Annotated in this window: 10 protein-coding genes; 6 read left to right on the top strand and 4 right to left on the bottom strand. The window is 44.0% G+C overall.

Annotated features, from left to right (window positions below):
* Positions 1-8 precede the first annotated feature (8 nt).
* The 4 genes from WJM94_RS21325 to pdxH form a co-directional block, all read right to left on the bottom strand.
* A protein-coding gene (locus WJM94_RS21325) for an IS3 family transposase (RefSeq protein WP_444492974.1) occupies positions 9-1,168 on the bottom strand; the annotation gives its coding sequence in 2 pieces (ribosomal slippage) (positions 9-910 and positions 910-1,168; 1,161 coding nt in all).
* On the bottom strand, positions 1,134-2,084 hold the full coding sequence (locus WJM94_RS21320; RefSeq protein ID WP_444496180.1) for a lipase family protein: 951 nt from the start codon (positions 2,082-2,084) through the stop codon (positions 1,134-1,136). The genes WJM94_RS21325 and WJM94_RS21320 overlap by 35 nt, the downstream gene beginning before the upstream one ends.
* Positions 2,084-2,548, bottom strand: coding sequence for a DUF6795 domain-containing protein (locus WJM94_RS21315; RefSeq protein WP_444496179.1), 465 nt, complete (start codon positions 2,546-2,548; stop codon positions 2,084-2,086). Before WJM94_RS21315 ends, WJM94_RS21320 begins: the two co-directional genes overlap by 1 nt.
* A gap of 558 nt (positions 2,549-3,106) precedes the next feature.
* Complete coding sequence (pdxH, locus tag WJM94_RS21310) at positions 3,107-3,742, bottom strand: pyridoxamine 5'-phosphate oxidase (protein ID WP_444496178.1); 636 nt, start codon at positions 3,740-3,742, stop codon at positions 3,107-3,109.
* A gap of 282 nt (positions 3,743-4,024) precedes the next feature.
* Between pdxH and WJM94_RS21305 the strand changes: the two genes are divergently transcribed.
* The 6 genes from WJM94_RS21305 (at position 4,025) to WJM94_RS21280 (ending at position 13,507) form a co-directional block, all read left to right on the top strand.
* The gene (locus WJM94_RS21305; RefSeq protein WP_444496177.1) at positions 4,025-5,875 is read left to right on the top strand and encodes a sensor histidine kinase; all 1,851 of its coding nucleotides are present in this window, start codon (positions 4,025-4,027) and stop codon (positions 5,873-5,875) included.
* A complete protein-coding gene (locus tag WJM94_RS21300; protein ID WP_444496176.1) occupies positions 5,868-7,094 on the top strand; it encodes a sigma-54-dependent transcriptional regulator in 1,227 nt (408 codons plus the stop codon). Before WJM94_RS21305 ends, WJM94_RS21300 begins: the two co-directional genes overlap by 8 nt.
* Positions 7,095-7,256: 162 nt before the next feature.
* Positions 7,257-8,648 carry an HlyD family type I secretion periplasmic adaptor subunit gene (locus tag WJM94_RS21295; protein ID WP_444496175.1) on the top strand — a complete coding sequence of 464 codons (1,392 nt, stop codon included), beginning with the start codon at positions 7,257-7,259 and terminating at the stop codon, positions 8,646-8,648.
* A gap of 126 nt (positions 8,649-8,774) precedes the next feature.
* Positions 8,775-9,458 (top strand): transglutaminase-like cysteine peptidase, encoded by a 684-nt coding sequence (locus tag WJM94_RS21290; protein ID WP_444496174.1) that lies wholly within the window; start codon positions 8,775-8,777, stop codon positions 9,456-9,458.
* Between the two features lie 5 nt (positions 9,459-9,463).
* A complete protein-coding gene (locus tag WJM94_RS21285; RefSeq protein ID WP_444496173.1) occupies positions 9,464-11,377 on the top strand; it encodes a bifunctional diguanylate cyclase/phosphodiesterase in 1,914 nt (637 codons plus the stop codon).
* Between the two features lie 15 nt (positions 11,378-11,392).
* Positions 11,393-13,507, top strand: a complete 2,115-nt coding sequence (locus WJM94_RS21280; protein ID WP_444496172.1) for a type I secretion system permease/ATPase — start codon at positions 11,393-11,395, stop codon at positions 13,505-13,507.
* Positions 13,508-13,667 lie beyond the last annotated feature (160 nt).

Here is a 13,667-nt window from a genome sequence, read left to right as displayed (position 1 = left end):
TGTAGTGGTCAACAAATTCCGGACACAGATTTAAGCCGATTTTCGGCATTGACTGGCGACAGCCCATCATTGGCTTGATGAGGCCGTTGCCGATTATAGTAGTCCATCAAATAGTAGCTGATATCTTTCTTCGCTTGAGTTTGGGTCAAGTAACCCGTTGCTGGTACCCATTCAGTTTTTAGGCTTCTAAATAGCCTCTCCATTGGAGCGTTGTCCCAACAGTTACCTCGACGACTCATGCTTTGGGTTATGCGATATCGCCAAAGTCTTTGACGAAACTTACGACTGCTGTACTGGCATCCCTGGTCTGAATGGAACATCACGTTCTGAGGCCGCCCCCTTTGCTCCCAGGCCATATCTAGGGCTTTAGAAGCTAATTTAGCATCAGGCTTATCCGATAGAGACCAACCCACGACGCGCCGGCTAAAGAGGTCAAGTACCACGGCGAGATAACTCCACTTAGAACCTGACCAGATATAAGTAATGTCACCGCACCACACTCGATTTGGAGCAACCACAGAGAATTCACGCTTCAGCAGATTCGGGATATCCAACCGCTCTGATTTGGCCTGCTTATATCGATGCGAGCCTGGCTGTTTGCTCATCAGACCGGCTTCTTGCATTATCTTCCGCACCTTAAATCGCCCGATGTCGATGTTTTCTGAACGTAACATGGATACAAGGGCACGACTGCCAGCAGCACCTCGGCTCATGTTGAAGAGCTCTTTAATTCGGCTTGCTAGCCGAATGCGATTAGCGTCCGGCTTTCTCTGTTTAAACTCGTAGTAACAGGAAGAAGCCACATTGAACAGTTCGCAAAGCATCTTGACCGACTCATGCTCCCTTAACTGATCAATTAACGAGAACGTTCGAGTTCGTCCGACATTAAGAGAGCGGTGGCCTTTTTTAGTATGGCTTTCTCTCTTTCTAATCGACTAATTCTGGCTTCTAATTCCTGGATTTTTTGTTGTTCAGGCGTAAGGGCCTTGGCCGCCGGAGTTGTACCACCACGCTCAATCTTGAGTTGGTCGACCCAACGTCGTAAAGCTGTTTCACCAACATCCATGGAGCGTGCTGCTTCAGGTACCGAATATCCTTGGTCAAGCACCAAGCTTGCAGCATCCATTTTGAATTCAGCAGAAAATGTACGTCGTTGTCGTTTTGTCATGGAACACCTCATTTATGGTGGAGACTTTACCACCTAATTTGGTGTCCGGGATCATTAAACCACTACATTTAGCCCAATACGAGTTATAAGCAGCTTGGCTTCTACTTTCGAACTTTAACCTTATCGGCTTATTCAAAAACTGATCTGAACTCACCTTTAAGCTGTCCCAACTTAAACTATTAGCCGTGTTGATATAACCAGGATTGTCGTGGGGGCCCATCCCATGAGTCTGAGAGTAAATACCGTTACTATCATCCAGTCTATATTCCATGCCTGAATAAGGAGCGTGTTGAAATGGCCACAAAGGTATTAAAGGAACAGGATCTGCACCGTGTGTACAGCGAAATATTTTAATGTTTATGTGATCGGACTTACGAGCATAAGCTTCATGACCCACTCGAGGAGTTCCAAAAGTATATAAATTAACCCTCATTGAAAACTCGTCTTTTAACCAATCTGAAAATAAAGAAGCAAGCGCTCCGCCAAGACTATGCCCTACACAGTGCACGAGCTTAGGCATTTTAGGTTGTGACAAAATAAAACTTCTAATCTGAGGCCTTATCGTATGGAATGTATTAACGAAACCCGCGTGAGCATGTGAGCCATTTGGAGAGCCTTTAAGTCCGAGGTTTAAATTCGTTATCCAATCATTAAGCTTTTTTGTTCCCCTGATCGTAATAACTAACTCGTCTTTATGCTTTCCTGTTCCAAGACCGACTAGTGCGAAGCCTTCGCTTTTTCGACCGAACCCAAATATACCACCAGTTTTACCATGAAAACTCTGCTTTTCTTTATTGAAACAAAATGACTTTCTTATTTCATTTGATATCTCAATATTTTCTTTATCTCTATGAGTTATCAACTGATATGGTAAATATGCTATTTCAGAAGCTAGCTTTGGGGAGAGAGTTGCCATTAGTCTATATTCCTAAGCTCTTTGTGTTCAAACCCTCGTAAACGACAAACGCCAAAAACAATATGGGGCCTTCCATTTGGGTTGACTCGATTTTTAAATTGAAATTCCGAATCCAAATCATTCAAGTCACATTCAAGCGCAGCTAGGTTATCGGTAATGTAGTCATGAAGTTGTAGACCACTATGAGATGACCAAAGTAGCACTTCTTTTTGATTAAAGTTGGCTACTAAGCGTATCGCGGTAAGATTCGTATTTAGTGAAAACGTTTTAACCCATTGATGGTGGTAAATCTCATCAAAATAAAATCGCCCTTCACCGTCTGTTTTGGTGTTTCTTTCATAATATTGTGAAAAACCAGCTAATAGTGATATTTCTATATCCTTTACTGGCTCGCCCTGTTTAAAAACTATTCCAGATATTTTAGGACTAACCATATATCTATAAGGTTTTATAAAATCAAACATGTCACTAAAACTCGCACATATAAAAACAAAAATTAAGCAATTAACTTTCATTATTTTAAGTTAATTTAATTACCATAAGATTATAAGGTTGTAATTGTAATTTTTTCACAAGCTAAGTTAGCTTTTAGACTAATAACTAAAATATGATGAAATTGACAAAATTAAGAATTACAACAATATTGTTATTAATATTTAAATAGAGCATAGTTAATTAGGTACAACATTAGACATATAAAAACAGTAAACTTAAATATTATCCGTTTTTAGCCATCAGCATGGGTAGTTTTCAGTGTCTATTTAAACAAATTAATAGTAATGAATGAAAAACCATTAATTTATAATTAATTTTTATGAGGAATTAATAACAGTTGAGTACAACTTTCATACATTTAAGGGAACAGAGACATCTTAGTTCAAACTCCATTTATCAAACTCAAAGATGAATCGATAAACTACAGTCACCTACCGCCAACGAAGTAGGTGACTTGAGCCTAAAAGAACAAATGCCCTTTATGCTTTTTTGGCGAATTGTAGTTCGTGCTTAATAGCTAACCCAAGTTACGGCGCCAAACGGTCGATGTCCCACTTACCGTCATGTTGCGAAAACAAAAAGCGGTCATGTAAGCGATGCTCACCACCTTGCCAAAACTCAATGCTTTGAGGTTTAACTCTGAAGCCACCCCAGAATGATGGCACTGGAATTTCACCTTTCGCAAACTTCTGTTTCAGCTCGAGGAACTTTCCTTCCAATACGCCACGAGCCGAAATTCGGCTACTTTGCTTACTGGCAATCGCAGCCAATTGGCTCTCTTTCGGGCGAGACGTGAAGTACTTCATGTTCTCTATTGCAGTAAGCTTTTCAGCTACACCTGTGATGTGAACTTGTCGTTCTAGTGGGTGCCAAGGAAAATGCAAGCTGATGTTGCTATTGTGCTCAAGCTGTTGTGCCTTACGACTGCCTAGATTGGTATAAAATACAAAGCCGTTGTGATCGACATTTTTTAGCAGAACAATACGTTGAAACGGCATGCCATTTTCATCCACAGTTGCAACCGTCATTGCCGTAGGATCAGTTAGACCAGCTTCAACAGCTTGCTTCAACCACAGGTTAAATTGATCAATAGGATCAGCTTTTAAATCTTTACGACGCAGACCACCTTTGGTGTATTCACGACGAATATCAGCAAGTTCCATCTTTACTCCTTCACTATTTTTTGTCGATTGTGCTCTCGATAATAAGGAAATACAAGGACATCAATGGTTATGTCTCGTAATCGCTGCGCCTCACAGCATCGTCAGATACCTTCTGATAATATATACCCCAAGTGACGACTGGATGCGTAATTCATAACCTTACCTCTGCGATTAAGCCTAAGGTTACGTAGTTATTAAGGTTTAACCATCATTGCCGCGTCTGAAAACCAAAATCACTCTCGCTACCCCGTTAGGGAAAGCGTTACATCAGGTGAGCCAAACGTGAACTTACTCAATCCCAAAGCACTACGCCACTTTTTATTGCTACTGTTTGCTATCGGCATTACAGGACTAATTCTTACTCATCATTACGCGACAGAGTATCAACATGATCAATGGCAACGAAAACTCGAAAACCAAGCATCGCTGGTATCACAAGAAGTCGACTACGAACTGGCTAAGTTTGAGCAAATTCCCAACCTTTTAAGCCATGATCCGCGCTTATTAAAGGCAGTGGAACGAGGAACGACTTCTGATGACCTCAATCAGTTGCTGGCGAACTGGCTAAAACAAAGCTTAGCGGACACAATTTATGTTCACGACAGCACTGGACTAGTGATTGCATCGAGCAACTATCAGCAATCCGATTCTTTTGTCGGTTCCAGCTTCAGTTTCCGTCCCTATTTTCAAAACGCGAAACGCGGCGAAACGGCGCAATATGTCGGTTTGGGCGTGCGATCAAATAAACGCGGTTACTTTTTCTCTTCACCGCTTTGGGTAGATGAAAAGGTCGTGGGCGTTATTACTGTCAAAGTAAACCTGGAACAGCTAGAAAAGCGACTTGGTCAAAACGGCGCAGACGTATTGATCGCGGATAAACATAACGTTGTGTTCATGAGTAACTTGCCAGAATGGCGCTATAAAGCCCTGTTCCCTTTGTCTGCTGCAGCCATCAATCAGCTCACGCAAACCAGACAATATGGCGATGCCCTTCCGGAATATAACGGTGAGATTACTGCACAAAGTAGTGCGTCGGATTTTTCTGATAATCAACTGCTGTTATCTCCAAATTACCTTGCCTATGCCACCCAATTGCTGGACAAAGGTTTTCGTGTCATCGCGCTAATCCCTCAAAATACGGTGCTGGCAGCAGTAATACAGGCTGACGTCGTTTACCTGATTTTGTACGCACTTATCGCTTTGATAGCGCTCGCCTGGTTTCAAATGCTGGTTAACAAAGCCAGTCTGGCCAACCTCAATGTCAGTTTGGAAGAAAAAGTCGTGCAGAGAACGGTTGTGTTGAGCGAGGCCAACCTCAAGCTTCAACAAACCATTCACCAGTATGAGCAAAGTCAACAACAGCTTAAGCAAACACAGCAAGAACTGACACAAGCGGCAAAACTGGCACTATTAGGAGAGCTTTCTGCCAGCATAAATCACGAGATAAACCAACCTCTCGCGGCATTGAGAACTTACACCGAGAATTCACAGCGTTTACTGGCAATGGAACGCTACCCAATGGTCGCGGACAATTTAGGCAAGATGCTCTTATTAAATGACACCATTGCGGAAGTGATTGCGCGGCTGAAAGTCTTTACTCGCAAAACCGAGCACAACACTCACAGTGAAGTTTCGATACTGCATGACGCCGTGCACAATGCCACCAGCATATTGAGCAGCAAATTGATCAAACAGGGCGTCACTTTGAAAGTGCCCGATATTGATTGCAGTTTGAGATTGGCCATTCACAGTGTCGAGTTAGAGCAAGTATTGATTAATATCTTTCACAACGCGGCACAGGCAATGGACGGTTACTGTATAGATCCGCAAATATCCATCGCCGTTCAATGTGATGACACGAACTGTGACATTCTTATATCCGATAATGGTCCAGGCATGTCCGATGAGGCACTAGCCAAAATTTTTGACCCATTTTTTACTACCAAACCAGAAGGATTGGGGCTAGGTTTGACCATCTCTAAACGTATTTTAGAAAGCTATCAAGGGTCGCTAAGTGCATTCAATCATCACAGCAACAAGTCCGAAAAGACCGGAGGGATTACCTTCGTGGTGACTATACCTATGGCAAATCAGCACAAAACCAATCAAACAATGGAAAACGATCATGCGTAACACAGTCTTCTTCGTCGATGATGAACCCCATATTCGTGATGCGGTTTCTCAGGCTCTGCTAATCGAAGGTATAGAAGTCACTTGCTTTCCCAATGCAGTGGAAGCTTTACGCGTGATCGACCCCAACTCCCCTGCTATTGTCATCACGGATATCCATATGCCCGTCATGGATGGTCTGGAGTTTATGCGTACATTGCGAAACAAGAATAACCACTTTCAATTTATTGTGTTGACAGGGCACGGAGATGTTAAAACGGCCGTTGAAGCAATGAAGAGCGGTGCGTACGATTTCCTCGAAAAGCCGTTTTCAACGGAGCAACTGATGAAATCGCTCAATAACGCTGGCGACAAGCTGAATCTTTTGCAGGAGAATATTTGGCTGAAGAAAGAGCTCGACATGCAAACTCATGTTGGCCCTAAAATGATTGGCCATAGTAAAGCCATGGTCAATATACGCCGCTTACTCATCAGCGTACCCACCAGCCAGCCATTGATATTCGTTGGTCAGGATGGCACCGGCCGCAGACTGGCAACACAATTTGCTCATGATATACATGCAACAGCCGATAGCGAATTGATCGCTGCGTCTGGAGAAGATTTGTACGAGCTCTCTTTAGAAGCGTTGGACAAAACCATTCATCATTTAACGGATGGGAAAAGCCACTGTAGCTTGTATTTACATAGTGCCGAGAACATCTCTGTGGAACAATGGCAAAGTCTGTTTGCTCACCCCAAACTAGAACGCATCTTTGGGGCTGTCACCAAAGTAAACAAAGACGTAAAATCCATCGCCACGCTGATTCACTTACCTCCCCTGGATGAGCGTAAAGAAGATATTGGTCCACTATACAAGCACTTCGTGCGACATGCGGCTAGTCGTTACCAACTTCAACCACCACATATCAGTCTTGATGAAGTAAAACGTATCTCGGAATTATCATGGCCAGAAAACATTACCCAACTGCGTCAATTTGCTGAACTACGGGCACTCAGATCCGATACCTTTCGCATGGAAGATTGGAATAGTGAAAAAAGCATCGAAATTCAGAGTATGACGCAACGCACAGAACACTTTGAATATTGTCTATTATTTGATGCTTTACAACGGCACAGAGGCAGACTTAAAGAGGTTCAACTAGAATTACAGGTATCACGCAAGACCTTGTACGACAAACTAAAAAAACATCAGTTGGACAAATCTAAGTTCAAGGCACTGTAAAGGGGTACGTCGCCTCCAGAGCCACAAGGAACAACGTTATAAAGTTAGGTGATAACAGGGGGAACATTCCCTCTTCATCTCCGTTTATTGACATACAAGTAATAATAAACGGACTACCACAAAAAGATTAAAATATAGCAGCCATTATGATCAGGGAATGTGATGAGCCGAGATAATTACAGCAAACTCAGCGCTGAGGAATTGGATTTCGTCGACGATAAAACCGCCGCTTTGCTTCTTAACACCCCCAATAGTGCACGTTTTATGCTGTGGGTGATGGTGTTGTTTTTTGTCTCCGCTATTGGTTGGGCATCTTGGGCAAAAATCGATAAAGTAACCGTTGGTCAAGGCAAAGTTATTCCCTCCTCACAAATTCAGGTGGTACAAAACCTGGAAGGTGGTTTAGTCAAAGAAATTTTGGTGAGAGAAGGCCAACAGGTCGAAAAAGGCCAGCAGCTACTGTTAATTGATGACACCCGATTTCGCTCTGACTTTCGCGAACGCGAGCAACAAGTCGCGAACTTAACCGCCTCTGTGCTGCAACTTTCCGCTTCAATCAACAGCGTTGAGGTCAATCGCGATTTTGATACTGAAAACTGGCGGCAGAGCGTTGTTCTGGATTACGGCAAACTCACGTTTCCACCGACATTAGAAGAAAACCAACCGCAACTGACTCAACGTCAAAAAGCACAATACCGTGAAGACTTAGACAATTTGCGTAACCAGCTTTCCGTTATTGACCAGCAAGTCCAGCAGAAGCAGCAAGATCTCGTCGAGATAGAGGCGCGAGTACGTAACCTGCGTCAAAGCTATCAGTACGTCAGGAAAGAACTTGAGATTACCCAACCTTTGGCTGACGAAGGGGTTGTACCTCGCATTGAACTTTTAAAGCTACAACGTCAGGTCAATGATACGCGTCGTGAAATGACCTCCAGTGAGCTGAAAATTCCCGTGCTCAAATCAGCGTTACGAGAGGCAATGCTAAAACGAATCGACGCCGCTTTAACATTTCGCTCCGAGCAGCAAGAGAAACTTAATAATGCTCAAGACCAACTTTCAGAGTTAGTGGAGTCCGCCGTTGGCTTGGAAGACAGAGTTAATCGCACAGTAGTCAACTCGCCCGTGACTGGCAAAATAAAAACGCTTTACGTCAATACCGTTGGTGGTGTTATTCAACCGGGAATGGATATCGTCGAGATTGTTCCAACAGAAGATACCTTACTTGTTGAAGCCAAAATAGCCCCGAAAGACATCGCCTTTCTGCGCCCTAACTTACATGCCATCGTGAAGTTTAGCGCTTACGACTTTACTAAATACGGCGGTTTAGAGGGAGAATTGGAGCACATCAGTGCGGATACTACGCAAGATGATGAAGGCAATAGTTTTTATATCGTGCGAGTACGCACAGCAAAAACAAACTTTGGCCAGGATGCGGATTTACCCATCATTCCGGGGATGACAGCATCCGTAGATATCATCACAGGGAAAAGAACGGTTTTGGAGTACCTGCTTGAACCTATTTTAAAAGCCAAGACCAACGCCTTAAAGGAGTAGATGACACAGGTACTCAAAATTCGCTGCTAAATTCGTAACAGCAGAGTTTGTAAGTTGTTAAATAAAAAGTATTTATTTCTCACAGACGAGCTCATTGTAAAGGTACACTTGTGACGTAAATCTAATATGCGCCCCAATTTTATACGTAAAGTTACACTACTACTCAGCTTGAGTTGTATTTCGCTCCAGATTGGTGCGTTAGACAAACAAGAGCAGCAATGGGTCGATAAGGTCACGGCAGTGTATGGGCAACGCGCGGGCATGCGTGTGAGCACATGGCGAAATACTCTGACTCATTTAAGCAATATGGATACCCGTGAAAAGCTCACGGGCGTTAACAGCTTTTTCAATCAATTGTATTTCGTTGACGATAGTAAACTGTGGGGGCAAACGGACTATTGGGCTACACCACTCGAATTCTTAGGCAGCAATGGCGGAGATTGTGAAGATTTTACCATTGCGAAGTATTTCTCGTTACTCGAACTGGGAGTACCTGACTCTAAGATGCGTTTGGTATACGTTAAAGCCATTGAACTCAATCAGTTTCACATGGTGTTAGCCTACTATCCAACCGCAAGTTCAGAGCCGCTTATACTCGACAATCTCAATCCTGAAATTGTCCAAGCCTCCAAGCGCAACGACTTGCTACCGATTTACAGTTTTAATGGTACAAACCTGTGGTTGATTAAATCTGCGGCTGGAAATGGAGAACTGGCGGGCAAATCTTCACGTTTGAGCCTTTGGAATGACTTGCGCTCGCGCGAACGTAAGTTGCACTTAAAGAAACCTAAAATTAACTATGACGAGTGAAAAACATGACCCTATATAAGAAGCTAGTAGTGGGAATGGTTACGGTCTTTATACTCTTGATGGCATCAGTATTCGTAATCGAATTCAATACTACTCGAACCAGCCTGGAGCAACAGCAGCGTTCAGAGGTCAACAACACTATTAACACCGTGGGTTTGGCGTTAGCTCCTTATCTAAAAGATAAAGATAAGGTGGCCGTTGAATCGGTCATTAATGCATTGTTTGACGGCAGTACCTACTCGGTTGTACGTCTGACGTCGCTCGATTCTGATTACCAGATAGTACGCTCTTACCCAATCAAACCAAGCAGTGTGCCGCAATGGTTTATAAACTTGAACCTTTTTAAAGCTATTCATGATAAACGAGTGGTCACCAGCGGATGGATGCAACTCGCCGAAGTGGAAATCATCAGTCACCCTGGTGCGGCCTACGAACAGCTCTGGAAGGGTTTCATTGGATTACTGTCCGCGTTCAGCCTTCTCTTTTTAGCGGGACTCATTGCCATCTCATACATTTTGCGACGCTCGTTGAGACCTTTGGCGGCAATAGTGAAGAAGATGCAAGACATAGCGAATAATCAGTTTGGTGAGCCACTCACTCGTCCTAAAACCAAAGACCTGATTGCTGTGGTCGATGGCATCAATACGATGTCTGCTCAAATTGAGCTGTCATTTAAAGAACAGGCCAAAGAAGCACAGCGTTTAAGAGCTCAGGCTTATCTCGATCCTATCTCCAAATTAGGTAATCGCACGTTCTACATGAATCAGGTTGATCAATGGCTGGCTGAGGAAACGCAAGGGGGTATCGCGCTACTCCATGCAGAATACATTGGTGACATTTACGAGACCAAAGATTATCAACGTGCTGATGCCCACGTGAAAGAGCTCTCTCTGCGCCTGAAAAATACCATTGATGTGCCGGGAGCTACCATTGCTCGTCTTTCCAGCGATGAATTCGGCCTGCTTTTCCCGCATATGGATGAGAGCGAATTACGAATTCTTGCTGACAGCATTGTTAACTGTGTGAACGGGTTAAACACCGATCCTACGGGTCTTGCGAAACCGAAAGCAGCACTAGGTGTTGCTCACAGTAAAGACCAGAAAACTCATTCTGAAATCCTCTCTATGGTGGATAACGCTCTATCCAAAGCGAAAGCTCAACCAGATAAGCCTTATGGTTTTATTGGCAGCGATACACCGTCCAACCTGATGGGTAAACAGCAATGGAAAGCATTGGTCGAAGAAGCCATTCACAGTGACTGGATTCATTTCCGATTTCAGGCAGCCAAAAACGCTTGGGGCAAAGTTTTCCATAGTGAGGTCTTTTCTAGTATTGAAAAAGATGGTGAGACATACCGCGCGAACCAATACTTGTTTGCCCTGGAGCAGTTAGAAGCAACCAATATTTTTGATCAATACGTAATCGAGTCGTTGATCAACATGCTAGAGCGCGAAGAGCTGACAGATCCCGTCGCGATCAACATTGCTCAGAGCAGCTTGTCCCAGCCTTCTTTCATTCGTTGGACGACGAGTATGCTGGAAAAACACGCTAAGGTCGCATCTAAGCTACACTTTGAGATTCCGGAAGAATGCTTTATTGAGCATCCTCACCACACGGCTCTGCTGTGTAATGCCATCCGCCAAGCTGGCGCGATATTTGGAGTTGATAACTACGGACGTAACTTCCAATCTTTAGAATATATTCAAGAGTTCCGTCCAAACTACGTGAAACTCGATTACTTGTTTACTCACAATCTGCACGACGAAAAACAGAAATTTACGCTCACGTCGATATCTCGCACCGCACATAACTTGGGGATTACGACCATTGCATCGCGTATAGAAACTCAAATCCAGTTGGATTTCCTCGCAGAACATTTCGTAGAGGTATTCCAAGGATTCATTGTCGACAAAGAATAGAAAGGTTTAACTACGATGAAAGACCCTTTGCTGAATTCGCTCATCTACGTTAGCCGTTACTATGGGTTAGCTAACTCACCGGAAGCACTCGTTAACGGACTTCCGTTGTCTGACGGCAAGTTAACCCCGTTCCTGCTTCCCAGAGCGGCGGAAAGGGCTGGATTAGTTGCCAAAGAAAACCGAGGAGAGCTGGAGAACATATCCAGCCTCATTCTTCCGGCAATATTAGTACTCAAAGGCGGAGACTCCTGCGTTCTTAATAGCTTCAATGTCGAAACACAAGAAGCCGAAGTCACCACGTTAGAGAGCGGTATGGTACCGATTTCCATCGCATTGCCAGACTTACTCGAACAATACGCTGGTCGCTACTTCTTAGTTAAAAAGCAATTTCGTTTCGATGAGCGCTCACCCGAAGTGCTCAAAACCAAAGAAGGTCACTGGTTCTGGTCGACCATATGGCAGTCAAAACGTATTTACCGAGATGTATTTATCGCATCACTGCTCATCAATGTTTTTGCCATCGCCGCCCCCATGTTTACCCGCCTGGTTTATGACAAGGTGGTGCCAAACCTTGCGTTTGAAACGTTATGGGTATTGGCAAGTGGTGTGTTTGTCGTCTTCCTGTTTGACTTCATTCTCAAAACACTAAGAAACTATTTCATTGATGTTGCGGGTAAAAAGTCAGACATTCTTATCTCCTCTAAACTATTTAGCAAAGTAATGGGGATCAGAATGGAGTCCAAGCCTCCTTCCGTTGGTGCGTTTGCGCGTCATCTACAAGAGTTTGAATCCATTCGTGAATTTTTTACTTCTGCAACGATAAGTGCCCTGATCGACTTACCTTTTGCCATACTGTTCTTAGTTATTATTTGGCTCATGACGGGTAATCTCGTCTTCGTACCTGTGGTTGGTGTGATCATTTTGATTATCCACTCACTGTTGATTCAAAAACCGTTGAAACGCTCTATAGAAGAAGGGTCTCGACTTGCTTCACAGAAATATGCCAATTTAATCGAAAGCCTCGCGGGGCTAGAAACCGTAAAAATGCTCAGTGCACAGAGCCAGTTCCAATATCGTTGGGAAGAAGCGGTTGCGCACATGGCAAACTGGAACATCAAAAGCCGCCGCATTACAGACAGCATCCAAAATTCAGCGGGTTTTGTGCAACAAAGTAGTAATGTCGGAATGGTGATTCTCGGTGTGTATTTGATTGCAGAAGGCGAGCTCACCATGGGTGGATTAATCGCCGCGACGATGTTGAGTGGACGCGCGATAAGCCCTATGGTTCAGCTATCTTTGCTATCAGCACGCTATAATCAAGCCAAATCGGCGATGACCATTATCAATCAGGTAATGGAAATGCCAGATGAGCAGAAAGAAGGAAAGCGTTACATTCATCGCCCTATTGTTCAGGGCAAAATTGAGCTCGAACGCGTGACTTTCTACTACCCGAACTCTCCCATCGCATCGATTCGAGATTTAAGCTTGACCATCAATCCGGGAGAGAAAGTCGCCATTATCGGCCGTATAGGATCTGGTAAAACGACGTTAGAGCGTCTTATCATGGGGTTATACCAACCAACTGAGGGACACGTTCGCATTGATGACACTGATATCGCACAGCTTCATCACGTCGATATTCGTCGTAATATCGGCTGTGTACCGCAGGATCCGAACCTGTTTTTTGGATCGATCCGCGATAATATCACTATGGGACGCCCTTTGACGGATGATCGTGATGTCATGGATGCCGCCAACCGTGCAGGTGTGACAGCATTTACGCAGTCTGATCCGGCAGGCTTAGAGCGTCAGGTTGGTGAAGGGGGAGCAATGCTTTCGGGAGGCCAGCGTCAAGCGGTTACTATCGCCCGAGCATTCTTAGGCAGACCGCCTGTACTGCTTATGGATGAGCCGACTAGTGCGATGGATAATCGCTCTGAAATGCACATCAAGCATCAGTTGTCGCAACTCAAACCGAGTGAAACATTAATTTTTATCACCCACAAAACGGCCATGCTTGATATTGTCGACCGCATCATCGTCATGGAAAAAGGCAGTATCATCGCCGATGGGCCAAAAGCACAAGTGTTGAACGACCTGAAACAAGGTAAAGTGCGCGCAGTCAGCTAACGAACGCAAAGCACATCAATCAAGCCCCGTGAAAGCGGGGTTTATTTCATCTGAAACCTAAATAGTTGACCTTTTCTAAGAATACCCAGACGAGTACTAAACCAACGATCACAACCAGCATCATGATCGCTTTTTCATCTTCTTCCATCCTACCCATTTT

The sequence above is a fragment of the Vibrio sp. YIC-376 genome (genome assembly GCF_052353105.1).
In the GTDB taxonomy this organism is placed as follows: domain Bacteria; phylum Pseudomonadota; class Gammaproteobacteria; order Enterobacterales; family Vibrionaceae; genus Vibrio.
Note: the sequence above shows the minus strand (reverse complement) of the source record. Positions and strands in the feature narration are given on the sequence as shown.

Excerpts from the sequence above, each read along its gene's own strand:
- WJM94_RS21315 (WP_444496179.1), bottom strand. The coding sequence starts at position 2,548 with ATGTTTGATTTTATAAAACCTTATAGATATATGGTTAGTCCTAAAATA.
- WJM94_RS21300 (WP_444496176.1), top strand. The coding sequence starts at position 5,868 with ATGCGTAACACAGTCTTCTTCGTCGATGATGAACCCCATATTCGTGAT.
- WJM94_RS21295 (WP_444496175.1), top strand. The coding sequence starts at position 7,257 with ATGAGCCGAGATAATTACAGCAAACTCAGCGCTGAGGAATTGGATTTC.
- pdxH (WP_444496178.1), bottom strand. The coding sequence starts at position 3,742 with ATGGAACTTGCTGATATTCGTCGTGAATACACCAAAGGTGGTCTGCGT.
- WJM94_RS21285 (WP_444496173.1), top strand. The coding sequence starts at position 9,464 with ATGACCCTATATAAGAAGCTAGTAGTGGGAATGGTTACGGTCTTTATA.
- WJM94_RS21290 (WP_444496174.1), top strand. The coding sequence starts at position 8,775 with ATGCGCCCCAATTTTATACGTAAAGTTACACTACTACTCAGCTTGAGT.
- WJM94_RS21280 (WP_444496172.1), top strand. The coding sequence starts at position 11,393 with ATGAAAGACCCTTTGCTGAATTCGCTCATCTACGTTAGCCGTTACTAT.
- WJM94_RS21320 (WP_444496180.1), bottom strand. The coding sequence starts at position 2,084 with ATGGCAACTCTCTCCCCAAAGCTAGCTTCTGAAATAGCATATTTACCA.